General features: G+C 66.6%; 23 protein-coding genes. 14 read left to right on the forward strand and 9 right to left on the reverse strand.

Annotated features, from left to right (window positions below; genetic code table 11):
* Position 1: 1 nt before the first annotated feature.
* The 3 genes from folM to ACZ899_RS23450 form a co-directional block, all read right to left on the reverse strand.
* Positions 2–694 (reverse strand): dihydromonapterin reductase, encoded by a 693-nt coding sequence (gene folM, locus ACZ899_RS23440; RefSeq protein ID WP_203650575.1) that lies wholly within the window; start codon positions 692–694, stop codon positions 2–4.
* Positions 695–770: 76 nt separating this feature from the next.
* Positions 771–1,343: a putative antibiotic biosynthesis monooxygenase gene (locus ACZ899_RS23445; protein WP_203650577.1), complete on the reverse strand. Its 573-nt coding sequence runs from the start codon at positions 1,341–1,343 to the stop codon at positions 771–773.
* 148 nt (positions 1,344–1,491) lie between these two features.
* Positions 1,492–2,115 carry a hypothetical protein gene (locus tag ACZ899_RS23450; RefSeq protein WP_203650579.1) on the reverse strand — a complete coding sequence of 208 codons (624 nt, stop codon included), beginning with the start codon at positions 2,113–2,115 and terminating at the stop codon, positions 1,492–1,494.
* A 184-nt stretch (positions 2,116–2,299) separates the two neighbouring features.
* Here ACZ899_RS23450 and ACZ899_RS23455 point away from each other — a divergent pair, with 184 nt between their 5' ends.
* Positions 2,300–2,755, forward strand: a complete 456-nt coding sequence (locus ACZ899_RS23455) for a flavodoxin (protein ID WP_234561637.1) — start codon at positions 2,300–2,302, stop codon at positions 2,753–2,755.
* A 98-nt stretch (positions 2,756–2,853) separates the two neighbouring features.
* Here ACZ899_RS23455 and ACZ899_RS23460 read toward each other — a convergent pair whose 3' ends face one another.
* Positions 2,854–3,741 carry a LysR family transcriptional regulator gene (locus ACZ899_RS23460; protein WP_234561636.1) on the reverse strand — a complete coding sequence of 296 codons (888 nt, stop codon included), beginning with the start codon at positions 3,739–3,741 and terminating at the stop codon, positions 2,854–2,856.
* Positions 3,742–3,841: 100 nt separating this feature from the next.
* Here ACZ899_RS23460 and ACZ899_RS23465 point away from each other — a divergent pair, with 100 nt between their 5' ends.
* From ACZ899_RS23465 to ACZ899_RS23480, 4 genes are all read left to right on the forward strand, one after another.
* On the forward strand, positions 3,842–4,228 hold the full coding sequence (locus ACZ899_RS23465) for a CidA/LrgA family protein (RefSeq protein WP_234561635.1): 387 nt from the start codon (positions 3,842–3,844) through the stop codon (positions 4,226–4,228).
* Positions 4,218–4,904 (forward strand): LrgB family protein, encoded by a 687-nt coding sequence (locus tag ACZ899_RS23470; RefSeq protein WP_203650587.1) that lies wholly within the window; start codon positions 4,218–4,220, stop codon positions 4,902–4,904. Before ACZ899_RS23465 ends, ACZ899_RS23470 begins: the two co-directional genes overlap by 11 nt.
* A gap of 173 nt (positions 4,905–5,077) precedes the next feature.
* The gene (locus ACZ899_RS23475; RefSeq protein ID WP_110736894.1) at positions 5,078–5,983 is read left to right on the forward strand and encodes an alpha/beta fold hydrolase; all 906 of its coding nucleotides are present in this window, start codon (positions 5,078–5,080) and stop codon (positions 5,981–5,983) included.
* 116 nt (positions 5,984–6,099) lie between these two features.
* The gene (locus tag ACZ899_RS23480) at positions 6,100–7,014 is read left to right on the forward strand and encodes an SDR family oxidoreductase (protein WP_234561634.1); all 915 of its coding nucleotides are present in this window, start codon (positions 6,100–6,102) and stop codon (positions 7,012–7,014) included.
* A gap of 536 nt (positions 7,015–7,550) precedes the next feature.
* On the opposite strand, the gene ACZ899_RS23485 is transcribed toward ACZ899_RS23480, so the two are convergent.
* Positions 7,551–8,333, reverse strand: coding sequence for an IclR family transcriptional regulator (locus ACZ899_RS23485; protein ID WP_203650591.1), 783 nt, complete (start codon positions 8,331–8,333; stop codon positions 7,551–7,553).
* 189 nt (positions 8,334–8,522) lie between these two features.
* Here ACZ899_RS23485 and hmgA point away from each other — a divergent pair, with 189 nt between their 5' ends.
* From hmgA to ACZ899_RS23505, 4 genes are all read left to right on the forward strand, one after another.
* Positions 8,523–9,824 carry a homogentisate 1,2-dioxygenase gene (gene hmgA, locus ACZ899_RS23490; protein ID WP_203650594.1) on the forward strand — a complete coding sequence of 434 codons (1,302 nt, stop codon included), beginning with the start codon at positions 8,523–8,525 and terminating at the stop codon, positions 9,822–9,824.
* Positions 9,825–9,827: 3 nt separating this feature from the next.
* Entirely contained in the window at positions 9,828–11,120 is a 1,293-nt protein-coding gene (fahA, locus tag ACZ899_RS23495) for a fumarylacetoacetase (protein ID WP_203650596.1), read from the forward strand.
* Positions 11,121–11,131: 11 nt separating this feature from the next.
* A complete protein-coding gene (gene maiA, locus ACZ899_RS23500; protein WP_234561633.1) occupies positions 11,132–11,761 on the forward strand; it encodes a maleylacetoacetate isomerase in 630 nt (209 codons plus the stop codon).
* Positions 11,762–11,946: 185 nt separating this feature from the next.
* Entirely contained in the window at positions 11,947–13,296 is a 1,350-nt protein-coding gene (locus ACZ899_RS23505) for an MFS transporter (RefSeq protein ID WP_234561632.1), read from the forward strand.
* On the opposite strand, the gene ACZ899_RS23510 is transcribed toward ACZ899_RS23505, so the two are convergent.
* Positions 13,285–14,091 carry a SirB1 family protein gene (locus ACZ899_RS23510; RefSeq protein WP_234561631.1) on the reverse strand — a complete coding sequence of 269 codons (807 nt, stop codon included), beginning with the start codon at positions 14,089–14,091 and terminating at the stop codon, positions 13,285–13,287. The genes ACZ899_RS23505 and ACZ899_RS23510 overlap by 12 nt on opposite strands.
* 123 nt (positions 14,092–14,214) lie before the next feature.
* Here ACZ899_RS23510 and ACZ899_RS23515 point away from each other — a divergent pair, with 123 nt between their 5' ends.
* From ACZ899_RS23515 to ACZ899_RS23525, 3 genes are all read left to right on the forward strand, one after another.
* A complete protein-coding gene (locus tag ACZ899_RS23515; RefSeq protein WP_234561630.1) occupies positions 14,215–15,234 on the forward strand; it encodes a Leu/Phe/Val dehydrogenase in 1,020 nt (339 codons plus the stop codon).
* Between the two features lie 115 nt (positions 15,235–15,349).
* The gene (locus tag ACZ899_RS23520) at positions 15,350–15,991 is read left to right on the forward strand and encodes an MBL fold metallo-hydrolase (protein ID WP_050706855.1); all 642 of its coding nucleotides are present in this window, start codon (positions 15,350–15,352) and stop codon (positions 15,989–15,991) included.
* 95 nt (positions 15,992–16,086) lie between these two features.
* Positions 16,087–16,806: a YiaD family glycine zipper/OmpA-like lipoprotein gene (locus ACZ899_RS23525; protein WP_028689530.1), complete on the forward strand. Its 720-nt coding sequence runs from the start codon at positions 16,087–16,089 to the stop codon at positions 16,804–16,806.
* A gap of 145 nt (positions 16,807–16,951) precedes the next feature.
* On the opposite strand, the gene pta is transcribed toward ACZ899_RS23525, so the two are convergent.
* Positions 16,952–19,042 (reverse strand): phosphate acetyltransferase, encoded by a 2,091-nt coding sequence (pta, locus tag ACZ899_RS23530; RefSeq protein WP_203650604.1) that lies wholly within the window; start codon positions 19,040–19,042, stop codon positions 16,952–16,954.
* A gap of 32 nt (positions 19,043–19,074) precedes the next feature.
* Positions 19,075–19,377 carry a DUF3565 domain-containing protein gene (locus ACZ899_RS23535; RefSeq protein ID WP_232855704.1) on the reverse strand — a complete coding sequence of 101 codons (303 nt, stop codon included), beginning with the start codon at positions 19,375–19,377 and terminating at the stop codon, positions 19,075–19,077.
* On the opposite strand from ACZ899_RS23535, the gene ACZ899_RS23540 reads away from it, so the two are divergent.
* Together ACZ899_RS23540 and ACZ899_RS23545 are read left to right on the forward strand one after the other, a co-directional pair.
* On the forward strand, positions 19,376–19,861 hold the full coding sequence (locus ACZ899_RS23540) for an FKBP-type peptidyl-prolyl cis-trans isomerase (RefSeq protein WP_050706853.1): 486 nt from the start codon (positions 19,376–19,378) through the stop codon (positions 19,859–19,861). The genes ACZ899_RS23535 and ACZ899_RS23540 overlap by 2 nt on opposite strands.
* A 146-nt stretch (positions 19,862–20,007) precedes the next feature.
* A complete protein-coding gene (locus ACZ899_RS23545) occupies positions 20,008–20,490 on the forward strand; it encodes a glutathione peroxidase (RefSeq protein WP_050706852.1) in 483 nt (160 codons plus the stop codon).
* 199 nt (positions 20,491–20,689) lie between these two features.
* On the opposite strand, the gene fecA is transcribed toward ACZ899_RS23545, so the two are convergent.
* A complete protein-coding gene (fecA, locus tag ACZ899_RS23550) occupies positions 20,690–22,999 on the reverse strand; it encodes a TonB-dependent Fe(3+) dicitrate receptor FecA (protein WP_234561629.1) in 2,310 nt (769 codons plus the stop codon).
* Between the last annotated feature and the right edge of the window lie 37 nt (positions 23,000–23,036).

A 23,036-nucleotide genomic window follows, 5' to 3' on the forward strand; every position in this document is an offset into this window, starting at 1 on the left:
TTCAGGTCATGCGGTTCTTCAGATGGCGGCCACCGTTGATGACCACCTGGCTACCGGTGCTGTACTGGCTTTCGAGCAGGAACAGCACGGCGTCGATCAGCGGGCGGGCGCCGGGTTCGAATTCGAGCAGGGCCTTTTTCAGGGTCTGCTGGCGGTACTGCTCGTCGCCGCCTTCCTTGAGGATCAACAGGCCCGGCAGGATACCGTTGACCCGCACCTTGGGCGCGTACTTTTCGGCGAACGACAGCACCATGTTCTGCAGCGCGGCCTTGGTCGCGGCGTAGCCGATGTGGCTCTTGCTGCCGCGCGAGGAGGTCTCGTCGCAGATGTGGATGATATCGGCCTTGTCCACCTTGTTCAGCCATTCGCCGAGGGCCAGGTTGAGGTGGTAGGGCGCCTCGACGTGCAGGCGGAACATGGTGTCGAGGTTGTCCAGGCCGTCGTCGAGCCACAGCGAGGCGTTGTGGATGATCCCGCGCAGGCCGTCGTAGTGGCCGTGCAGGTGGTCGATCAGGGCCTGACGGTCTTCACTGCGGGTCAGGTCGGCCTGGAACTGCCGGATGTTCGGGTGGGCCGCCTGGGCATGCAGGCTGCGGCTGGCGCTGACCACCGTATGGCCGGCCTGGGCCAGCTCCAGGGCCAGGGCCAGCCCGACGCGCTGGCTGGCGCCGGTGATGAGGATTGGGCTGTTCATGTGCGGGCGGTCTGTTCGTCTGTCCGTGCGTGATGCCCCAGCATACCCGAACTGCGCGGCCTTGCGAGCCCGTGCCTCAGCGGCTGCGCAGCCCCTGGGGGCGGTCGCTCGGGGCCTGCGGCGCGGCGTTCAGCCAGCCGGCCAGCAAACGGGTGGACAGCGGGATGAACAGGTACACCATCAAGGGGGTCAGGGCCAGGGTGCTGAGCAGCACGCGGGGCAGTAGTTCCAGCGCTGCCAGCCAGTGGCCGAACAGCAAGTTGAACAGCAGCGAGACCGGGAAGAACGCCAGCCAGATGGCCGTGGCCTGTTTCCAGCGTGGCGGTTTTTGCACCGTATTGGTGCCGAACCAGTCGTCGATGCCGCTCACACGCCTCTCTTTGGGGCGTTCGAACAGGCCGTCGCCGCGCTCCAGCCAGGTCCGGCGCGAGGCGGAGTGCTCCCAGGCGTGCAAGGTCTGCTCGTCGGTGAAGCGGAAGATGATCTGGAATTCATCGCCCTCGGCCGGCGGCGCGAGGATGCCCGAGCCCAGGTAACCGGGGAAGTCGGTGGCCAGCTGCTCGCCTTCGTGCAGCCAGGCCAGCAGGTCCTGGTAGCGGCCACAGGCGGCGCGGCGCGACACCATCAAGGTGACGGGTGGGGTAGACATCGTGTATCTCCTGGCGACGGGGCTGGCGGGTAGCCGGCCCCTTGGCATGCGGCCCGGGGTGGTGGGCGGCGCAGGCGTGCTTGCAAGAATCGGGCGCAGATTATGCGCGAACACGCATGACCGGTCAGTTTCAGCGGCTGGACGGTCGTCAGAAGGCGGCAGGGGCCTGGGCGTGCAGCTCGGGGTGAGCCTGGCGGTGGGCCTGCAGGATGTACTCGCGCAGGCGTTCGATTTCTTCGGCCGGGCTATGTGACAGGTCATAGGCGGCCAGGCGCGGGCCGATGCGTCGGCGCAGCACGCCGTGCAGGCCGATCGGCGGGATATCCGCGGCGGCGAAGCGCAGCTTGAAGCGGGACGGCGCCTCGCGCTGGCCACGGACTTCCAGCAGCACGCCCTTGAACGAGATGTCCCGCACCCACAGGTCGCTGGCCTGGCCATGGTCGTCGAGCAGGGCGCTCGGCCGCTCCAGCGACAGGCGCCAGGGCCGCAGCATGGGGCCGTCCTCGTAGATGTCCGGCGAGCCCAGTTGCAGGTGCAGGGCGTGGAATTCATCCTCGACCAGTTGCAGAGGGAAGCTTAACTGCTGGTTGTTGAAGCTGGCCTGCAGGGTCACCTGCTCGTTGGCCACCAGGCGGGTGAGCAGGTCCTTCAGACGACGGTCGCCATTGACCAGCAGGCTCGACATGGGGTCGGCCAGGTTCAGCTGGGGCGAATGCTGCATGTCCTGGATGAAATCCAGTTCGTCCTGGGAGAGTAGGGCGTCTGCTTGCATGGTCGAACTCGAAGGGGCGATCGGTAAGGGCGATTTCTTCACGGTGGTGGACAGTGGGCAATACGCTTCGTTCCGGTCATTCGTCGGATAATCCTGAAGTGTGTGACTTTAGGCATAGGCGGCCTTTTGCCACTGTCGAGTGCTAGTATCCTACGTTTTCACTCAGTTTCGGAATCCTCACCCGATGAAAGTCGCCATTATTTCCGGTTCGGTATACGGCACCGCCGAAGAAGTCGCCCGTCACGCCGAGTCGCTGCTCAAGGCCGCCGGCCTTGAAGCCTGGCACGCCGCCCGCGCCACCCTGCAGGACATCGAGGGCTTTGCCCCGGATGCGTTGTTGGCAGTGACCTCGACCACCGGCATGGGTGAACTGCCCGACAGCCTGATGCCGCTGTACAGCACCATTCGTGACGTGCTGCCGGCGACCTGGCGTGGTTTGCCGGGGGCGGTGATCGGCCTGGGCGACTCGAGCTATGGTGATACTTACTGCGGCGGCGGCGAGCAGATGCGCGAGCTGTTTGCCGAGCTGGGGGTGAACGAGGTGCTGCCGATGCTGCGGCTCGATGCCAGCGAGACGGTAACGCCGGAGACCGATGCCGAGCCGTGGTTGGCGGAGTTTGTGGCTGCCCTTGAAGGCTGATGTTGCCTGGACCGGTCCTATCGCGGGGCAAGCCCGCTCCCACGAAAGCTGCATGATGCTCGTGGGAGCGGGCTTGCCCCGCGATAGGGCCGGTCGCCTCAACGCATGGCTGAATGTTCGCGCAACAACGCCAGCCACGCCTGCGCCGCCCGCGACAGGTAAGCCCCGCGCCGCCAGATGAAGGCGATGTCCCAGCGCAGGTACTCCGGCGCCCGCAACGGCAGGCGTACCACCCCTGGCCGCTCCAGCGCCCGCGCGACGACCGCCGGCAGCAACACCACGCCTTGCCCGGCCGCCACCAGCGCGGCAAGAAAGTCCGCCTGGCCGCTGCGTCCGCCTTCCCTGGGCGTAAAACCCTCCTGCTGGCAGGCACTGAGCAACCGATCATTCAACACGAAGCTGCGCTGGTACAGCAGGAACGGCGTGTCGGCCAGTTGCGCCAGGGCGACGTCGGCTTGCCCGGCCAGCGGGTGGCCGGCGGGCAGCAGTGCCTCCAGCGGCTCATTGCAAAAGGCTTGGTAATCGAACGCCGGATCGCTCGGCGTCAGGCTGCCGCCCAGTTCCAGCTCGCCGCTTCTCACCGCCTGCTCGACCATGCGGCTGCCGCCTTCGAGCAGTTGGATCGAGATGTTCGGATGCCGCCGCCGGTACTCGGCGAACAACCCGGCGAACAACGCGTCGCTGCCCAGCAGCGGCAGGCCCAGGCGCAGCTCGCCGCGGGCCATCTGGCTGAGGTCGTCCAGTTCGCTCTGCAGCTCCTGGCGCTGGCGCAACAGCGCCTCGCCTCGCTCCAGGACGATGCGCCCGGCGGCGGTCAGCAGCAATTGCGAACCCTGACGTTCCAGCAGGGGCTGGCCGATAGCCTGTTCCAGCTGGGCGACCTGCTTGCTCACCGCCGACTGGCTGATGTGCAGGGTGGTCGCCGCCTGGGTGAAGCCGCCCTTGTGAACGACCTCGATAAAACTGCGCAGCTGTTTGAATTCCATGATCGCTCGATTCCATTCTGGAATGGCTGTCAGTCTAACAATTCGCTTCTGGCCTAGGTGCGCGACTTCTACAATGGGCACGTTGTCGAGGAACCCCGCCATGAATCCTGAATTGCTGAAGAAAACCCTGCGCCTGCTCGCCGAGCTGACGGTGTTGCTGGGCCTGTTCCTGATCGGTGGCCAGCTGGCCGCCTGGCTGGCCTGGCCGATCCCCGCCGGGGTGATGGGCCTGGCGCTGCTGCTGGTGCTGTTCGCGACCGGCGTGCTCAAGCCGGCCACCCTTCAGTTGGGCGCCGGCTGGCTGATGGCCGAGATGCTGCTGTTCTTCATCCCGGCGCTGATGAGCCTGCTGGACTACGGCAGCCTGCTGCGCAGCGAAGGCTGGCGCATCTTGCTGGTGATCGCCCTGAGCACGCTGCTGGTTATGGTCGTTACCGCGCTGGCCGTGGAACTGGTGTGCCGCTGGAGGTTGCGCCATGAGCCTTGAACCCATGCCGCTGTTCTGGCTGGCGCTGACCCTGGGCGCCTACCTGGGCAGCCGCTGGCTGTACCGGCGCAGCGGGCGCTACCTGCTGTCGCCGCTGATCCTGGTGCCGGCGCTGCTGCTGGCGGTGGCCGTGCCGCTGCACACCGCCTACGCCGAATATGCCCGCAACACCCACTGGCTGATGGGCGTGCTGGGCCCGGTCACCGTCGCCTTCGCGGTGCCGATCTGGCAGCAGCGGGCACTGCTGGCGCGCCACTGGCCGGCGCTGCTGGTGGGCATGCTGGCCGGCAGTGTGGCCTCGATCGGCAGCTCCTGGGCGCTGGCGCACCTGCTGGCGCTGGACGATGCGGTCAGCCTGTCGCTGCTGCCGCGCTCGATCACCACGCCGTTTGCCATGCCGGTGGCCCAGGACCTGGGCGGCGTGCCGGAACTGACGGCGGTGTTCGTGATGTTCACCGGCGTGCTCGGGGCGATGTTCGGCGGCATCCTGCTGCGCTGGCTGCCACTGCGCACGCCGTTGGCGCGGGGCGCGCTGTTCGGCGTCGGCGCCCATGGCGCGGGCGTCAGCCGGGCCCAGGAGGTCGGCCGCGAGGAGGGCTCGGTGGCCGGCCTGGTCATGGTCCTGACCGGGCTGCTCAACCTGCTCGCGGCGCCGCTTTTGATGAAGCTGATCTGACCGTTCGTGCCACTGACTCGCACGGTCATCAGGCTGGCTGCCAAGGCGACTTATCACCTTCGTATAGGCTTCTAGACTGAGCCTCGACATAGAGAGCACATGTATGTGCCGAGGTGACATGCAATGAACGCAGCCTTGCCCTCTTCCGACACTTATCCACCGGGACGACCGTGATGCCACTGGCCGAGATTCCATTGTGCGTCTGGCGCACCCGGAGCCAGGGTTTCACCTTCCGGGGCCAGAGCATCCGCTACTGGACGGCAGGGCAAGGAGAGCCCCTGCTATTGCTTCACGGTTTCCCCACGGCCAGCTGGGATTGGCACTACCTGTGGGCACCCCTGACCCAGCGTTTTCGCGTGGTGGCCTGCGACATGCTCGGCTTCGGCGACTCGGCCAAGCCCGCGGACCACGACTACAGCCTGCTCGAGCAGGCCGACCTGCAGCAGGCGTTGCTGGCGCACCTGCACATCGACCAGCCGGTGCACCTGCTGGCCCATGACTACGGCGGCAGTGTCGCCCAGGAGCTGCTGGCCAGGCACCATGAACAGCGGCTGGAGGTGGCCAGTTGCGTGTTCCTCAACAGTGGGCTGTTCCCCGAGAGTTGCCGCGTGCTGCTGGTGCAAAAGCTGCTGCTCAGCCGCCTGGGCTGGCTGGTCGGGCGCTCGTTCGGGCGCGACGACCTGGTGCGCAACGTCACCCAGGTCTACGGCCCCTGCACCCACCCCAGCGAAAGCGCCCTGGACGACTACTGGAGCCTGATCGCCTCCAACCGCGGCCCACGCATCCTGCACCGGCTCATCAGCTTCCTGCCCGAGCGCAGGGCCCAGCGCGAACGCTGGGTCGCGGCGCTGCAACGCCCGGGCGTGCCGCTGCGCTTCATCAATGGCGCGGTGGATCCTTTGTCCGGCGCGCACATGGTCGAACGCTACCGCGAACTGGTGCCGGAGCCCGACACCGTGGTGCTGCAGGGCATCGGCCATTACCCGCACACCGAGGCGCCGGTGCAGGTGCTGCGCCACTACCTGGCCTTTCGTGAGCAACCGATGAGCTATGTGCCGCTGAAGGTCGCCTGGTCCTGACCGGGCGATCATCGCCGGGCGTTATCGGGCGGCATTCGCCACGGTGCGCTTGATTGCCCGGCCCCGGCGGCTGGCGGAGACTGCGTTGCATCCCTTCATTGCCAGGAGCCTTGAGCATGAGCGAACCAGTACGTCTGCAGGATCGAGTGGTGATCGTCACGGGGGCCGGTGGCGGCCTGGGCCGGGCCCATGCGCTGCTGTTCGCCGCGCGCGGCGCGCGGGTGGTGGTCAACGACCTGGGCGGGTCGACCCACGGCGAAGGCGCCAACGCAACGGCGGCCGACCGCGTGGTGGAGGAGATCCGCGCCGCGGGCGGTTCGGCGATCGCCAACCATGACTCGGTCACCGACGGCGCACGCATCGTCGAGCAGGCCCTGGATACCTACGGCCGCGTCGATGTGCTGGTCAACAACGCCGGCATCCTGCGCGACAAGACCTTCCACAAGATGGAAGACAGCGACTGGGAGCTGGTCTATCGCGTGCACGTCGAGGGCGCCTACAAGGTTACCCACGCCGCCTGGCCGCACCTGCGGGCGCAGAACTGGGGGCGGGTGATCTTCACCTCGTCCACTTCGGGCATCTACGGCAATTTCGGCCAGGCCAACTACGGCATGGCCAAGCTCGGTCTCTACGGGCTGACCCGCACCCTGGCCATCGAAGGCCGCAAGCACGGCATCCTGGTCAACGCCATCGCCCCGACCGGCGGCACGCGCATGACCGAGGGGCTGATCCCGCCGCAGGTGTTCGAGCGGCTGCAACCCGAGCTGATCAGCCCGCTGGTGGTGTACCTGGGCAGCGATCAGTGCCAGGACAGCGGCGAGCTGTTCGAGGTGGGCGGCGGCTGGGTCGGCAAGGTGCGCTGGGAGCGCAGCCAGGGCGTGGGTTTCGACCCGCGCGAAGGATTCACGCCCGAGCAGGTGGCGGACAACTGGGCGCGGATTGGCGACTTCGAGGGTGCCGGGCATCCGCAGGACAGCCTGCAGGCGTTGCAGCAGATGATGGCGAACTTGCAGAAGTATCCGCTGGGTTGAGGCGCGCGTGTCACGGCATGGTCGGATTCGCGTGCGTGGCATGTGAGCGGGCATGCGAGCGGGGTATGCGTGGGAGCGGGCTTGCCCCGCGATGAGGCCGGTCCAGGCAACGGCGCCACATGGCACGGGCTTCGCCCGTGATCGCGGGGCAAGCCCGCTCCCACGCAGCCTCGCTCGCATACCCGCTCCTACGCAGCCCCCGCTCGCACGCAGCCCGTACCAAGCCCGCTCTCAACCAGCCAATTCCCACCAGATTTTGCCAAGCGATTCTTGCACAAATAAAAAAGGCCGCTGCAATCGCAGCGGCCAATCGAGACGTTAGATCAAGGAGCTTCAAAATCAACGTCGGTGAACCTGAGCGGGCGCGAAAGGCGGGGGGGAGAGCCCTTCGTGCCGGCCAGTGAGATCAGAATAAGCGCTTGAACCCGTGGGAAAAATAGCCGCTTATGACATTCACCTTTACGTTTCGGGTAAAAGTGCAAGGCGGACTATAGCCAGACTGTGCAGTGAAAATCCGTAATGCTTTGTAAGCCCTTTCACTGATCCGCGCCGTATCCCATCCGCCAGCTGGTGGCCTGGGTGGCGGCGAGCAGGCGTCGGGCGGCCGGGCCGTGCTCGTCGGCATGGAAGATCGAGGTCGGCCCGACCACGGTCATCACCGCGGCGACCTGGCCCATGGCGTTGAACACCGGCGCGGACAGCGCATCCACCCCCGGCATCAGCAACCCGTGCACATGGTGCAGGCCGCGCTGGCGGATCTGCTCCAGCAGGGGCGCATAGTCGTCCGCCTTCTGGCCGAGCGAGGCCAGCTCCTGGTCGCGCAGCTCCACGGTCTCCCGCTCGGGCAAGTGGGCGGCGAATACCAGCCCGGTGGACGAACTCAGCAACGGCAGCACCGAGCCGATCTGGGTCACCACCGTCACCGCCCGCACCGCCGGTTCGATACTCACCACGGTCGCGCCCTGGTTGCCCCACACGGCGATGAAGCAGCTTTCGTTGAGCTCGTCGCGCAACTGCGACAGCGGCAGCGCGGCCACCTTCAGCACATCGATGCTGCCCAGGGCCGCCATGCCTACCCGCAACGCCTCGCGCCCGAGCCCGTAGTGGTTGGTGGCCGGGTCCTGCTCGGCGAAGCCGCTGGCGATCAGTGCCTGCAGGTAGCGGTGCACCTTGCTCGCTGGCATCTCGACATGCTCGGCCAGGCGTGACAGCGAGGTGGAGGGGGAGAGTTCGGCCAGGGCCTTGAGGATGTCGGTGCCGACTTCCGCCGAGCGGACCTTCTGTTTGCCGTTGTCGGCACTGCTGCTGGCTTTGGCCATGGGGGGCTTCTATGCAGATTTCATGGAGTGGCGCCTTTATAGCTTGACGCCTGCGCGCGGGCAAATTACGTTATTCGTAATCTGATTACGATAAAAACAATGCAGACGCGCTGCCGCCCTTGGTGCCGGTTTCAGGATCGGGCCCGCAGCCAGCTGCCCGCAATGGCTCCCAGCAGCCTGGAGGCACCGATGACCCGCGACACTTCCCCTGAACTCGAGTACCTGAGCGGCTTCGGCAACGAATTCGCCAGCGAAGCCTTGCCCGGCGCCCTGCCGGTCGGGCAGAACTCGCCGCAGAAGGCACCCTACGGGCTGTACGCCGAGCTGCTGTCGGGCACTGCCTTCACCATGACCCGCAGCGAACTGCGCCGTACCTGGCTGTACCGCATTCGCCCGTCGGCGCTGCACCCGCGCTTCGAGCGCCTGGAGCGCCAGCCGCTGACCGGCGCGCTGGGCGCCATCAACCCCAATCGCCTGCGTTGGAGCCCCCAGCCGATCCCGTCCGAACCGACCGACTTCATTGACGGTTGGGTGCCCATGGTGGCCAACTCGGCATCGGAAAAGCCGGCTGGCGTGAGCATCTACATCTACCGCGCCAACCGTTCCATGGAGCGGGTGTTCTTCAATGCCGACGGCGAGCTGCTGCTGGTGCCCGAGCAAGGCCGCCTGCGCATCGCCACCGAGCTGGGCGTGCTCGTGGTCGAGCCGCTGGAGATCGCGGTGATCCCGCGGGGCATGAAGTTCCGGGTCGAACTGCTCGATGCCCAGGCCCGTGGCTACATCGCCGAGAACCACGGTGCGCCGCTGCGCATTCCGGACCTCGGCCCGATCGGCAGCAACGGCCTGGCCAACCCGCGTGACTTCCTTACCCCGGTCGCCCATTACGAAGAAAGCACCGGCCCGGTGCAGCTGGTGCAGAAGTTCCTCGGCGAACACTGGGCCTGCGAGCTGCAGCATTCGCCGCTGGACGTGGTTGCCTGGCACGGCAGCAACGTGCCGTACAAGTACGACCTGCGCCGCTTCAACACCATCGGCACGGTCAGTTTCGACCACCCCGATCCGTCGATCTTCACCGTGCTGACCTCGCCCACCAGCGTGCATGGCATGGCCAACATGGACTTCGTGATCTTCCCGCCGCGCTGGATGGTGGCCGAGAACACCTTCCGTCCACCATGGTTCCACCGCAACCTGATGAACGAGTTCATGGGCCTGATCCACGGCGCCTACGACGCCAAGGCCGAAGGCTTCCTGCCCGGCGGCGCCTCGCTGCACGGGGTGATGAGTGCCCACGGCCCGGACGCCGAGACCTGCGACAAGGCCATCTCGGTGGACCTGGCGCCGCACAAGATCGACAACACCATGGCCTTCATGTTCGAGACCAGCCAGGTGCTGCGTCCGAGCCGCCAGGCCCTCGAAAGCCCGCAGTTGCAGGCCGACTACGATAGTTGCTGGGCCACCTTGCCGAGCACCTTCAACCCGAACCGGAGATAACCGATGAACCACACCGCCATTGCCCGCAGCTGGGTCGAGCACGCCAACGGGCACCGCGACTTCCCGCTGCAGAACCTGCCCCTGGGCATCTTCAGCCGCCCAGGGCAGGCGCCACGTTGCGGCGTGGCCATCGGCGACGCGATCCTCGACCTCGAGGCCGTGCTGGCCGCCGGCCTGTTCGACGGTGCGGCCAAGGCCGCCGTCGAAGCCACCGCCGGCGGCGCGCTGAACGCTTTCTTCGCCCTCGGCCGTGCGGCCCGTGTGGCCTTGCGCGAGCGCCTGCTGGTACTACTGGGCGAGGGCAGCGAGCACCAGGCTGCGCTGAAGGCCGCGCTGTACCCGGCCGGCGAATGCCAGCTGCACCTGCCGGCGAAGATCGGTGACTACACCGACTTCTATGTCGGCATCGAGCACGCCAAGAACGTTGGCAAGCTGTTCCGCCCGGACAACCCGCTGCTGCCCAACTACAAGCACGTGCCGATCGGCTACCACGGCCGCGCCTCGACCATCCGGGCCTCCGGCGCCGATGTGCGCCGTCCCAAGGGCCAGACCCTGCCGGCGGGCCAGACCGAGCCGAGCTTCGGCCCTTGCGCGCGCCTGGACTACGAGCTGGAACTGGGCATCTGGATCGGCCAAGGCAATGACATGGGCCAGCCAATCCCGGTGGGCGATGCCGCCGAGCACGTGGCCGGCTTCTGCCTGCTCAACGACTGGTCGGCGCGGGACATCCAGGCCTGGGAATACCAGCCGCTGGGCCCGTTCCTGTCCAAGAGCTTCATCACCACGGTGTCGCCATGGGTCGTCACCGCCGAGGCCCTGGAACCGTTCCGTTGCGCCCAGCCGGCCCGTCCGGAGGGTGACCCGCAGCCGCTGTCGTACCTGCTGGACAAGCGCGACCAGGCCGCCGGCGCCTTCGACATCGAGCTGGAAGTGCTGCTGCTGACCGAGCGCATGCGCGAGCAGAACCTGCCGGCTCATCGCCTGACCCTGAGCAGCACCCGCAGCATGTACTGGACCGTGGCGCAGATGGTCGCCCACCACAGCGTCAACGGCTGCCAGCTGCAACCGGGCGACCTGTTCGGCTCGGGCACCCTGTCGGGCGCCGCGCCGGGGTCGTTCGGCAGCCTGCTGGAGATCACCGAAGGCGGCAAGCACCCGGTGGAACTGGCCAGTGGCGAGGTGCGCAAGTTCCTCGAGGACGGCGACGAGATCATCCTGCGCGCCCGTTGCGTGCGCGAGGGCGTGGCCAGCATCGGCTTCGGCGAGTGCCGCGGCACCATCGTCGCGGCCAACTGAGGGGCAGGGCGATGGAACTGTTCACCTACTACCGCTCCACCTCGTCGTATCGGGTACGTATTGCCCTGGCGCTCAAGGGCCTGGATTACCAGGCCTTGCCTGTGAACCTGCTCAAGGGCGAGCAGCGCGGCGCGGACTATCTGGCGCTCAACCCCCAGGGCCGGGTGCCGGCCCTGCGCCTGGAGAGCGGCGAGCTGCTGGTGCAGTCGCCGGCGATCATCGAGTACCTGGAGGAAGCCTTCCCCGAAACGCCACTGCTGCCCCGTGGACCTGAAGCCCGGGCCAGGGTGCGCGGCGTGGCGGCGATCATCGGTTGCGATATCCACCCATTGCACAACGTCAGCGTGCTCAACCAGCTGCGTCAGCTGGGGCACGAAGAGGCCCAGGTCAACCAGTGGATCGGCCACTGGATCAGCCAGGGGCTGGCGGCGGTCGAGCAATTGATCGGCGATGAGGGCTTCTGCTTCGGGGCGACGCCGGGCCTGGCCGACGTCTACCTGATCCCGCAGCTGTACGCGGCCGAGCGCTTCAACATCGACCTTGGTGGTTACCCGCGCATTCGCCGGGTGGCCGCCCTGGCCGAGCAGCACTCGGCCTTCCTCCAGGCCCACCCGGCGAGGCAGCCCGACACCCCCGACTGACCACCAACTCATTTTGTTGGCAGGGGCACTGTGGGAGCGGGTTTACCCGCGAATGCAAGGGTGAGGCCACCGACGCTTTCGCGGGTAAACCCGCTCCCACAGGTACTGCTTCAGCCCGCAGGAGCTAGCTCCTGCAACGACCATCGCGATCCCGTGGCATAACAATAAAAGACAGGTAACTTGCGATGCACAACCAGATAGCCAGCTTTCGCGCGGCGCTCGACGCACGCCCGGTGTCACCCTACCAGTGGCGCCTGCTGCTGCTGTTGATCCTGCTGTTGGTCACCGATGGTTATGACGCCCAGGTGCTGGGCTATGTGATCCCAGCGCTGGCCCAGGACTGGGGGTTGGAAAAGGCCGCCTTCGGGCCGGTGTTCAGCGCCAACCTGCTGGGGCTGACGGTCGGTTCGCTGGCAGTGACGCCACTGGCCGACCGCTTCGGCGTGCGCCGGGTGCTGCTGTGCTGCGTGCTGTTGTACGCCAGCCTGACGGTGCTGATGGTGTTCGCCTCCTCCCTCGACAGCCTGATGCTGGCGCGCTTTCTCTGCGGCATCGGCATGGGCGGCGCCATGCCCAGCGCCATGGCGCTGATGGCCGACTACGCGCCGCCTCGACTGCGCACCCTGATGGTCACTCTGGCGGCCTGCGGTTTCTCCCTGGGGGGCGCTGCGGGGGGATTCGTCGCCGCGGGTTTCATCGACCATTATGGCTGGCAGGCGGTGTTCCTTGCCGGCGGCGTGGCGCCGCTGTTGTTGTTCCCGTTCCTGGCCTTGTACCTGCCCGAGTCGCTGCCGCGCCTGCTGCGCGATGCGCCGCCGTATGCCCGGTTGCAAAGGATTGCCACCCGCCTGCTGCCGGGCTGGCAGGTGCCGGCGGCACAGGTCGCCACCGATGAGCCAGCGGACAGCAAGCTCACCATGGTCGCGTTGTTCCGCGACGGTTTCGCCCGGCCGACCTTGCTGCTGTGGGGCACCTTCTTCGTCAGCCTGATCCTGCTGTATTTCATGATCAGCTGGCTGCCGTCGCTGCTGCAGGAAAGCGGCCTGGCGCTGAACCAGGCCAACCTGGTCACTTCGCTGTTCCTGTTCGCCGGCACATTCGGCGCGGTGTGCCTGGCCTGGTGCGCCGACCGAATGAAGAACAAGGCCCACCTGTTGGCCGGCGTATTGCTGGGGGCGGCAGTTTTCAGCGTGCTGGTCGGCCTCAACCACGACGACCCGCGCTGGCTGGTGCCCAGCGTGTTCGCCGCAGGCTTCTGCATCATCGGTGGCCAGCTGACGCTCAATGCCTTCGTCAGCAACTTCTACCCGGCTCAGGTGCGCGCCACTGGCACCGGCTGGGCCCTGGGCGTCGGGCGCTTCGGCTCGATCCTTGGACCGCTTGTCGGTAGCTTGCTGCTGACCCTGCACATGCCGGTGGAGCAGATCTTCTTCTTCTGCGCCATCCCGGCATTGCTTGGGGCGCTGCTGGTCAGCCAGGTGCGGGCGCCACGGCCACGTGAAGTGGCGCCCAAGGCTGAAGCGCTAGTGGATTGAGCGCTTGCCGCTGGGCAACTGGCCGATGCGTTCGCTGAGTTTCAGGCGTTGCAGCGGGTCGTCGGTCAGCAGCAGGGCGTGTTCCAGGTCGAAGCGTTCGGCCTGGGGGCAGTCCAGATGCTGGTACAGCGTGGCGCGGGCCAGGTAGTCGTTGACCTGCACCGGACCCAGTTGCATGACCCGTTCGGCATCGACCAGCGCGGCCAGGTCGTTGTCGTTACTGCTGTGCAACTGGCGCAGGTTGCGCGACAGGCGCTGGAGCATCTGCATCGGCGAGGCGCTGCGCAGGTGTTCGGCGGTCAGCGGCATCTGCGGGCCGAACTGGCGGGCGAGCAGTTCGCGGCAGTCGTTGGGGTAGAGGCGACGACCGCCGCAGGGGTCGAGCAGGTGATCGGCGCCGGGCACGCGCAGCAGGAAGTGGCCGGGGAAATTGACGCCTTCCAAGGGAATCGACAGGCGGCGGGCCAGCTCCAGGGCGAGAATGGCCAACAGCAACGGCTGGCCGCGACGGCGTTGCAGCACCTTGTCCATCAAGGCCGCCTGCGGTCGCAGCGGGTGGTACTCGTCCTGCTGGTAACCCAGGGCGTTGAGCTGGCGCAGCAAGGGCTGGGCCAGCTCGTTGAGCGGCAGCATCGGCAGGCTGGTGCTGACGTCGCGTTGCAGTTCGTGTAGCCGGGCCAGGCCGGCCGCGGGCTCGACGTTGCGGTCATGCTCGGCGGCGATCCACAGGGTGGCCTCCAGCAGGGCGACCGGCTCGCGTTCCAGGCAGGCCAGGCAGGCTTGGCGTGGGTTCATGGGACCTCTCCATCACGCTTAACTTGTAGCCCTGGCGCGGCTTTTCGTCCAGTGGTCCGCCCGTGCGGTGTCCGGCCTCGACCTGTTTATACTGGTAGGAGCACCTCGTTGGGGAGCCCGTCCATGTTCGAGCTCATGCAAAGCACCCGCGCCCAGTCACTGCACCTGTTCATCGACCCACCCACGGGCCTGAAGGCCGTGGTGGTGATTCACAGCGAACAGCTGGGACCGGCCATGGGCGGCTGCCGCTACCTGCCCTATGCCGACGACGAGAGCGCCATGACCGACGCCATCCGCCTGGCCCAGGGCATGAGCTACAAGGCGGCCCTGGCCGGGCTGCCGATGGGCGGTGGCAAGGCGGTGATCGTGCGCAACCCGCACGTGGAAAACCGCGCGGCGCTGTTCGAGGCCTTCGGCCGCTTTGTCGACAGCCTCCAGGGACGCTTCATCACCGCAGTGGACAGCGGCACCTCGACCCTCGACATGGACTGCATCGCCCAGTCTACCCGCTACGTGACCAGCACCACCACCTCGGGCGACCCGTCGCCCCATGCGGCCATGGGCGTGTTCGCTGGCATCCGCGCCACCTCCATGGCCCGGCTGGGCAGCGACAACCTGGAGGGCCTGCGGGTGGCGGTGCAGGGCCTGGGCAACGTGGGCTATGCCCTGGCCGAGCAACTGCATGCGGCGGGCGCCGAGTTGCTGGTCAGCGACCTGGACCCAGGCAAGGTGCGCCTGGCGGTGGAGCAGTTCAGTGCCCAACCGGTGGCCCATGAGGCCTTGATCAGCACCCCGTGCGACATCTTCGCCCCCTGTGGCGTGGGGCCGGTGCTCAACAGGCAGAGTGTGATGCAGTTGCGTTGCGCGGCGGTGGCGGGGTCGGCGAACAACCAGCTGACCACCTTGGAGGTGGCCGACCAGTTGGAGAATCGGGGGATCCTGTATGCACCTGACTACGTGATCAATGCGGGCGGGTTGATCTATGTGGCGTTGACCCATCGTGGGGAAGCCGCGGGCACCATAACCGCGCACCTGGCGCGAATTCCCACGCGGCTGACCGAGGTGTTCGCCCATGCCCAGGCGGAGAAACGCTCGCCGGCAAGGGTGGCGCAGACGTTGGCGGAGCGGTTGCTGTATGGCTGAGGCTCAGACTGGCCGCTTGTGGTGAAGATCGTTCCTCAATACCATCGAAAGGACCTCCGTCTTATTGCGCAGGGCGACTCCGAGCGGTCGTCATCTGTGATGTTTCCAGGTAGACATGAACCCATTACCCACCCTTATCCGCGAAACCTTCCCCGTCGGCCCTTTGCAGTGCAACTGCACCCTGATCGGCGACCCGCTGAGCAAGAAGGCCATCGTCGTCGATCCGGGCGGAGACGAGCAGAAGATCCTCGCCCGCCTGCAGCACCATGGCCTGACCCTGGTGAGCATCATCCACACCCATGCCCACTTCGACCATTTCCTCGCCTCGGGCAAGCTCAAGGAGCTGACCGGTGCCACGCTGCACCTGCACAAGGCCGACCAGCCGCTGTGGGAAAACCTGGAAATGCAGTGCCAGATGTTCGGCATGCCCTACACCCCGGTGCCGTCGCCGGATCGCTGGCTGAGCGATGACGAGGAGCTGGCCTGCGGCTGCGGCGTGGCGCTGCACACCCCAGGGCATACGCCGGGCTCGATGAGTTTCTGGTTCGCCGAGCACAAGCTGCTGATCGCCGGCGATACCCTGTTCCGCCGTGGTGTAGGGCGCACCGATTTGTGGGGTGGCGATCAGCGGGCTATCGTTCGTTCCATCAAGGAACGGCTGTACCGCCTGGATGAGGAAGCCATCGTGGTGACCGGCCATGGCCCGGACACCCGCCTCGGCGACGAGATGCGCGAGAATCCGTTCGTGCGCGCCTGAGGTTTCATGGAATTTTTCCGCTGCGCTGCAATCCAAGGCTGGCATAGATCCGTAGGCGATCCGCTGCACTTTTGAATTTCAGTAGGAGCTTGTCCATGTTCACCATGCGTCGTCTGATTATCGTCGCTACCGCCGCCGCCCTGATGTCCGGTTGTGCCAGCCCCAACCCGTATGACAACCAGGGCCAGGCGCAGGGCTCCACAGGGATGAGCAAGACCGCCAAGTACGGTGGCCTGGGCGCGCTGGCCGGCGCCATCGCCGGTGCCGCCATCGATCACAACAACCGCGGCAAGGGCGCGCTGATCGGCGCCGCCGCGGTGGGCGCCGCCGCCGCCGGCTACGGCTACTACGCCGACAAGCAGGAAGCCGAGCTGCGGGCCAAGATGGCCAACACCGGCGTCGAGGTGCAGCGCCAGGGCGACCAGATCAAGCTGATCATGCCGGGCAACATTACCTTCGCTACCGATTCGGCGAACATTTCCCCGAGCTTCTACTCGCCGCTGAACAACCTGGCCAACTCGTTCAAGCAGTTCAACCAGAACACCATCGAGGTAGTGGGCTTCACCGACAGCACCGGCAGCCGCCAGCACAACATGGACCTGTCGCAGCGCCGTGCCCAGGCGGTCAGCACCTACCTGACTTCCCAGGGCGTGGACTCGTCGCGGGTCAGCGTGCGTGGCATGGGGCCGGACCAGCCGATCGCCAGCAACGCCGACGCCAATGGCCGTGCGCAGAACCGCCGGGTCGAGGTCAACCTCAAGCCGATTCCGGGTCAGCAGTATGACCAGCAGGGGACTGTGCAGCAGTATCCGTAAGTTATAGTTCTGAACTGATGGGGCTGCTTCGCGGCCCTTCGCGGGTAAACCCGCTCCCACAGGGTTTGTGCATGACTTTGGCCTTGCGCGATACCTGTGGGAGCGGGTTTACCCGCGAAGGGGCGCGTAGCGGCCCCATCTGTTTTCAGCGCTCGGTACTGGCCTGGATCGCCGTCAACGCGATGGTATGCACGATATCGTCCACCTGCGCCCCACGGGGCAGGTCGTTGACCGGTTTGCGCAGCCCCTGCAGCATCGGCCCGAGGCTGACGCAGTCGGCGCTGCGCTGTACCGCCTTGTGGGTGGTGTTGCCGGTGTTCAGGTCGGGGAACACGAACACCGTGGCGCGTCCGGCCACCGGGCTCGACGGCGCCAGTTGCCGGGCGATCTCGGGGTTGGCAGCGGCGTCGTACTGCAACGGCCCGTCGATCACCAGGTCGTGCTCGGCCTGTTGCGCCAGGCGCGTGGCCTCGCGCACCTTTTCCACTTCCTCGTCGCTGGCCGCCGAATCGCTGGAATAGCTGAGCATCGCCACCCGTGGCGCGATGCCGAACGACTCGGCGGACTCGGCGCTCTGCCGGGCGATTTCGGCGAGCTCCGCGGCACTGGGGTGCGGGTTCATCACGCAGTCGCCGTAGACCAGCACCTGGTCGGGGAACAGCATGAAGAACACCGACGACACCAGGCTGCTGCCTGGCGCGGTCTTGATCAGCTGCAAGGCCGGGCGGATGGTGTTGGCGGTGGAGTGCACCAGGCCGGAGACCAGGCCGTCCACCTCGCCGAGGGCGAGCATCATGGTGCCGATCACCACCGGGTCTTCCAGTTGCTGTTCGGCCATCGGTGCGTTGAGGTTCTTGCTCTTGCGCAGCTCGACCATGGGTTCGACATAGCGGCCACGGATCAGCTCGGGGTCGAGCACTTCCAGGTCCGGCGGCAGGCTGATGCCCTGGGCGCGGGCCACGGCCTGCACGTCCTCGGGCTTGGCCAGCAGCACGCAACGGGCGATACCACGGGCCTGGCACAGGGCGGCGGCCTGCACCAGCAGGGGCTCGGCGCCCTCGGGCAGGACGATGCGCTTGTTGGCCTGCTGGGCGCGCTGGATCAGCTGGTAGCGGAACACCGCCGGCGACAGGCGCAGTTCCCGTGGCGTGCCGCAACGCTGGTGCAGCCAGGCGGCGTCCAGCTGGCCGGCGACGAAGTCGGTGATGAACTCGGCGCGCTCGCGGTCGTCCACCGGGATCTCGCGGTTCAGCGAGTTGAGCTGGTTGGCGGTGTCGTAGGAGCCGGTGCTCACCGACAGGATCGGCAGGCCGGCCTGCAGGGCGCCGCGGCACAGTTCGAGGATGCGCGGGTCGGGCTTGCTGTCGCTGGTCAGCAGCAGGCCTGCCAGGGGCACGCCGTTGATCGCGGCCATGCACACCGCGAGGATGATGTCGTCGCGGTCGCCCGGCGTCACCACCAGGGTGCCGGAGGTCAGCAGCGGCACGGTGTTGGCCACGGTGCGGGCACAGATGATGATCTTGCTCATGCGCCGCTGGTCGTAGTCGCCGGCGTTGAGCACCTGGGCACCGAGCAGCTCGGCCACGTCGCGGGTTCGCGGGGCGTTGAGCTCGGCCTGGTAGGGGATGCAGCCGAGCAGGCGGAAGTCGTTGCCACGCAGCAGCGGCGAATGCTCGCGCAGGCGCGTGGCGAAGTCGGCCATGCTTTCGTCGGTGCGCACTTTGTTGAGAATCACACCGAGCACCTTTGGGTCCCGCGGGCCGCCGAACAACTGGGCCTGCAGCTCGACGCGGCCGGACAGCTCGCTCAGTACCTCGTTCTCCGGCGCCGACACCAGGATCACCTCGGCGTCGAGGCTCTTGGCCAGGTGCAGGTTGACCCGGGCGGCATAGCTGGCGTGGCGGGTCGGCACCATGCCCTCGACCACCACCACGTCCTTGCCGACGCACGCCTGCTGGTAGAGGCGGATGATCTCCTCGAGCAGTTCATCGAGTTGGCCGTCACCGAGCATGCGCTCGACATGCCCCAGGCTCAGGGGCGTGGGCGGCTTGATGCCGTGGGTGCGGGCGACCAGTTCGCTGGAACGCTCCGGGCCGGTGTCGCCGGGGTGCGGCTGGGCGATCGGCTTGAAGAAGCCGACCTTGAGCCCCGCGCGCTCCAGGGTGCGCACCAGGCCCAGGCTGATGGAGGTCAGGCCGACACCGAAGTCGGTCGGCGCGATGAAAAATGTCTGCATGCGTGCTTCTCGAAATAAGCGGTGCAAGGAATTCAGCGGCCAAGGGTATCGCTAACCGCCCCTTGTGCGCACCAGCCACAGGCGAATACCTGGCCGATGCGTCGGGCGCGTTCGTCGGCGTCGAGCACCCAGGGCCGCGCCTGCCACGGCGGCTGGTGGCGCAGGTGCTGGGTGTGGCCGCAGGACAGCTCGACCACCCAGTGGCCCTCCTCGTCGAGGCGAAAGCCGGTGATCCGACTGATGGGCGGCCCTTGGTCCGAGTCGCGTTCGCAATCGGTCGATGCGTTGGTTACACTTGTCCGTTCTACATTCTTTTGCAAAAGGTCTTGCCCCATGCTGATCGCCGCCAACAAGGCTGTCTCCATCGACTATACCCTCACCAACGACGCTGGTGAGGTCATCGACAGCTCCGCCGGTGGTGCGCCGCTGGTCTACCTGCACGGTGCCGCCAACATCATCCCGGGCCTGGAAAAAGCCCTGGAAGGCAAGCAGGCCGGTGACGAGCTGACCGTTGCCATCGAACCGGAAGAAGCCTACGGCGAGTACTCGGCCGAACTGGTCAGCACCCTGAACCGCAGCATGTTCGAAGGCGTCGACCAACTGGAAGTCGGCATGCAGTTCCACGCCTCGGCGCCGGACGGCCAAATGCAGATCGTCACCATCCGCGACATCGACGGCGACGACGTGACCGTCGACGGCAACCACCCGCTGGCTGGTCAGCGCCTGAACTTCAAGGTCAAGGTTGTCGACGTGCGTGACGCCAGCGAAGAAGAAATCGCTCACCGTCACATCCACGGTGAAGGTGGCCATCACCACTGATTTTCTGCGCTAAGCTCAGAGAGTCGCCAGGCGCTCGGGCAAGCCGGACTTGCCCTCCTCAGGAGGGTGGACGGTTTGGCCGCGCGCCTTTTTAGTGGGCGGGATTCGCCCCAGCGGCAATCGGGAACCTGAGAGGGGATTTCATCATGAGTGCATTTCACGACCTGACGTTGAAGGCGTTGAACGGTGAGGACCTGCCGCTGGCCCCGTTCAAGGGCCAGGTGGTGCTGGTGGTCAATGTCGCCTCCAAGTGCGGGCTGACGCCGCAGTACAAGGCCCTGGAGAACCTGTATCAGGATTACCGGGACAAGGGCTTCAATGTGCTGGGCCTGCCGTGCAACCAGTTCGCCGGCCAGGAACCTGGCAGCGAGAAGGAAATCCAGGAATTCTGCAGCCTCAACTATGGGGTGAGCTTCCCGCTGGGCGCCAAGCTCGAGGTCAACGGCCCGCAGCGTCATTCGCTGTACCGCCTGCTGGCGGGCGAGGGCGCCGAGTTCCCCGGCGATATCACCTGGAACTTCGAGAAGTTCCTGGTTGGCAAGGATGGTCGGGTGCTGGCGCGTTTTGCCCCGCGTACCGCGCCGGACGATCCGACCGTGGTGCAGGCGATCGAGAAGGCGCTGGCGTGATTTGCGCTATTTGCCGGACACACGCTCTAGGCCACACCACACCCTTTGTAGGAGCGGCCTTGTGTCGCGAAAGGGCCGCAAAGCGCCCCAGCAATATTGGCGGCGTAGTTGAAACCCTGGGGCTGCTACGCAGCCCTTTCGCGACACAAGGCCGCTCCTACAGGGGACGGCGAAAGTCGCGATTTCCCGCTCCGGTCTGTCAGAACGCTACCGACGTCTGCACATACAGCGTCCGTGGCTCACCCACGTACTTGCCCTTGTTGTTGTCGTCGAACGAGCGGGTGTAGTACTCGCGGTTGAACAGGTTCTTCACTCCCACCGCTACCTTCAGGTTCGACAGCGCAGGGCCGAAGTCATAGCCGGCGCGGGTGCTGACCAGCATGTAGCCGGGGATGCGCCCGGTGCTGCCGTCGGCGCTCTCGCCGCCGGTGTTGGCGTTGTCGGCGTACTGGCTGCTCTGGAAGCTGCTGTCCAGGTTCAACTGCCACGGGCCTTCGGTGTAGCCGATCCCCAGCGTGCCCTTGTGGCGGGACGAGAACGGTACCTGGTTGCCCTTGTTCGGGCCGTCCTCGCGGATGGTGGCATCGACGAAGGCATAGCCGGCGTGCACGTCGAAACCGACCAGCGCCGGGCTCACTCCGTCGAGGGCGTAGCGCACGCTGGTCTCGATGCCCTGGTGACGGGTTTCGCCGCGGGCGATCACCGAGTCGTTGGTCTGGTTGCTTTCGTACTGGTTGTCGAAGTTGATCAGGAATGCGCCGATCTCGGCCTGCAGGTCGCCGTTGTCGTAGCGCGTGCCGACTTCCCAGGTGCGCGCCTTCTCCGGTTTCACCTCGCCGCTGCTGACCCGGTTGGGCATCTGGCTGTACTGCACGCTGCCGAACGAGCCTTCGGTGTTGGCGTAGAGGTTCCAGTTGTCAGTGAGGTGGTACATCACGTTCAGTGCCGGCAGGGCGGTGTTGTAGCTGCCCTGGTACTGCTGGCCATTGAGCTTGTTGCTCTGCTCGGAGTCGATCATCTCGTAGCGGATGCCCGGGGTGATGGTCCAGCGGCCGATGTCGATGCGGTCGTCCAGGTAGATGGCGTGGGCTTCGGTGCTGCCGCGGGTGTCACGGTCGTTGCGGCTGGCGGTGGTCGGCAGGGCGCCGTTGACGGGCTCGCGGTAGCGCAGTTCATGTCCGGCCTCGTTGACGTAGCGGTAGCCGATACCCAGCTCGTGCCAGCTGTCGCCCAGGGCCACGCCCTGCGAGAAGCGGGTCTCGATGCCGCGCACCCAGTACTCGCGTGGCGACAGCGAGACGAAGCTGCCCTGGTCGAGGTAGCCGCTGCGCAGGGTCTTGGTGAAGAAGCTGTTGACGCTGAACTGGCGGTCGTCCTGCTTGTAGTCGTAGCCCAGGTTGAACAGCGTGCGGCGGCCCCAGAACTTGTCCTTCAGGCGGGTCGACTGGTACGGGTCGGCGTCGAAGGCGGCAGTGCTCAGGCCACCGGGCATCTCGGCTTCACCCTCGTAGTACTGGGCCATGGCATGCAGGCTGTTGGCTTCGTCCAGTTGCAGCTTGCCCTTGAGCATCAGGTCGTCGATCTGCGTGTCGCTGTGTTCGCGCCAGTCGCTGCCGCGGGTGCCGGAGTAGAGCAGGGCGCCGCCCAGGCCGTTGGCATTGGTGCCGCCGATCAGCAGGTTGGCGCTGTTCTTCAGGCCATCCTGGCTGGACGAGGGGCTGATCTGGTTCTGCATCGCCGCCTTGAAGGTGGCTTCTTCAGGGATGGCGCGGGTGACGAAGTTGACGATGCCGCCGACGTTCTGCGGCCCGTAGCGCACCGCGCCGCCGCCGCGCACCACGTCTACGGCGTCCATGTTGCCCAGGCTGATCGGTGCCAGCGACAGCTGCGGCTGGCCGTAGGGGGCGAAGGGCACGGGGATGCCGTCCATCAGCACGGTGGAGCGCGAGGCCAGGCGCGGGTTCAGGCCACGGATGCCGAAGTTCAGCGCCAGGTCATGGCTACCGGTGCCGTTGTTTTCCGGGGCGTTAACGCCGGGGATGCGGTTGAGCACTTCGCGGGCGCTGCTGGCACCGCTGCGTTCGAACTCCTCACGGCGCACCACGTCGCGGGCGCCGGCATGTTCGAAGACGTTGTCCTGGCGGGCCTCGGCCAGCCAGTCGCCGACCACGGTCGAGGCGCCCAGCTCGACCGGGGCGTTGCCGCCCATGGCCGGCAGCGGTTGCAGGCTGTAGGCGTTGTCGGTCTCCTGGCGCGCCTGCAGGCCGCTGTCGCGCAGCAGGGCATCGAGCCCCTGGCCGACCTCGTACTGGCCCTCCAGGCCCGGGCTGCTCAGGCCCTGGGTCAGGCCCGGGCTGAACGAGATCAGCGCGCCGCTTTCGCGACCGAACTGGTTCAGGGCCTGTTCCAGTGTGCCGGGCGCGATGTGGTAGGCGCGGGGCTCGCCAGCCAGGGCGAGCGGGGCGGCGAGGATCAGGGCGTAGGCGAGGGGGCTGAGGCGCAGGGGCATGTGACGGAGGTCCTGTGACAAGGGGTTCTGTCTTCTC

The organism is Pseudomonas sp. TE31087, assembly GCF_057284075.1.

Bases quoted from the DNA above. Each gene is read 5' to 3' on its own strand.
- folM (WP_203650575.1), bottom strand. From the start codon at position 694: ATGAACAGCCCAATCCTCATCACCGGCGCCAGCCAGCGCGTCGGGCTG.
- ACZ899_RS23445 (WP_203650577.1), bottom strand. From the start codon at position 1,343: ATGTCTACCCCACCCGTCACCTTGATGGTGTCGCGCCGCGCCGCCTGT.
- ACZ899_RS23450 (WP_203650579.1), bottom strand. From the start codon at position 2,115: ATGCAAGCAGACGCCCTACTCTCCCAGGACGAACTGGATTTCATCCAG.
- ACZ899_RS23455 (WP_234561637.1), top strand. From the start codon at position 2,300: ATGAAAGTCGCCATTATTTCCGGTTCGGTATACGGCACCGCCGAAGAA.
- ACZ899_RS23460 (WP_234561636.1), bottom strand. From the start codon at position 3,741: ATGGAATTCAAACAGCTGCGCAGTTTTATCGAGGTCGTTCACAAGGGC.
- ACZ899_RS23465 (WP_234561635.1), top strand. From the start codon at position 3,842: ATGAATCCTGAATTGCTGAAGAAAACCCTGCGCCTGCTCGCCGAGCTG.
- ACZ899_RS23470 (WP_203650587.1), top strand. From the start codon at position 4,218: ATGAGCCTTGAACCCATGCCGCTGTTCTGGCTGGCGCTGACCCTGGGC.
- ACZ899_RS23475 (WP_110736894.1), top strand. From the start codon at position 5,078: ATGCCACTGGCCGAGATTCCATTGTGCGTCTGGCGCACCCGGAGCCAG.
- ACZ899_RS23480 (WP_234561634.1), top strand. From the start codon at position 6,100: ATGAGCGAACCAGTACGTCTGCAGGATCGAGTGGTGATCGTCACGGGG.
- ACZ899_RS23485 (WP_203650591.1), bottom strand. From the start codon at position 8,333: ATGGCCAAAGCCAGCAGCAGTGCCGACAACGGCAAACAGAAGGTCCGC.
- hmgA (WP_203650594.1), top strand. From the start codon at position 8,523: ATGACCCGCGACACTTCCCCTGAACTCGAGTACCTGAGCGGCTTCGGC.
- fahA (WP_203650596.1), top strand. From the start codon at position 9,828: ATGAACCACACCGCCATTGCCCGCAGCTGGGTCGAGCACGCCAACGGG.
- maiA (WP_234561633.1), top strand. From the start codon at position 11,132: ATGGAACTGTTCACCTACTACCGCTCCACCTCGTCGTATCGGGTACGT.
- ACZ899_RS23505 (WP_234561632.1), top strand. From the start codon at position 11,947: ATGCACAACCAGATAGCCAGCTTTCGCGCGGCGCTCGACGCACGCCCG.
- ACZ899_RS23510 (WP_234561631.1), bottom strand. From the start codon at position 14,091: ATGAACCCACGCCAAGCCTGCCTGGCCTGCCTGGAACGCGAGCCGGTC.
- ACZ899_RS23515 (WP_234561630.1), top strand. From the start codon at position 14,215: ATGTTCGAGCTCATGCAAAGCACCCGCGCCCAGTCACTGCACCTGTTC.
- ACZ899_RS23520 (WP_050706855.1), top strand. From the start codon at position 15,350: ATGAACCCATTACCCACCCTTATCCGCGAAACCTTCCCCGTCGGCCCT.
- ACZ899_RS23525 (WP_028689530.1), top strand. From the start codon at position 16,087: ATGTTCACCATGCGTCGTCTGATTATCGTCGCTACCGCCGCCGCCCTG.
- pta (WP_203650604.1), bottom strand. From the start codon at position 19,042: ATGCAGACATTTTTCATCGCGCCGACCGACTTCGGTGTCGGCCTGACC.
- ACZ899_RS23540 (WP_050706853.1), top strand. From the start codon at position 19,376: ATGCTGATCGCCGCCAACAAGGCTGTCTCCATCGACTATACCCTCACC.
- ACZ899_RS23535 (WP_232855704.1), bottom strand. From the start codon at position 19,377: ATGGGGCAAGACCTTTTGCAAAAGAATGTAGAACGGACAAGTGTAACC.
- ACZ899_RS23545 (WP_050706852.1), top strand. From the start codon at position 20,008: ATGAGTGCATTTCACGACCTGACGTTGAAGGCGTTGAACGGTGAGGAC.
- fecA (WP_234561629.1), bottom strand. From the start codon at position 22,999: ATGCCCCTGCGCCTCAGCCCCCTCGCCTACGCCCTGATCCTCGCCGCC.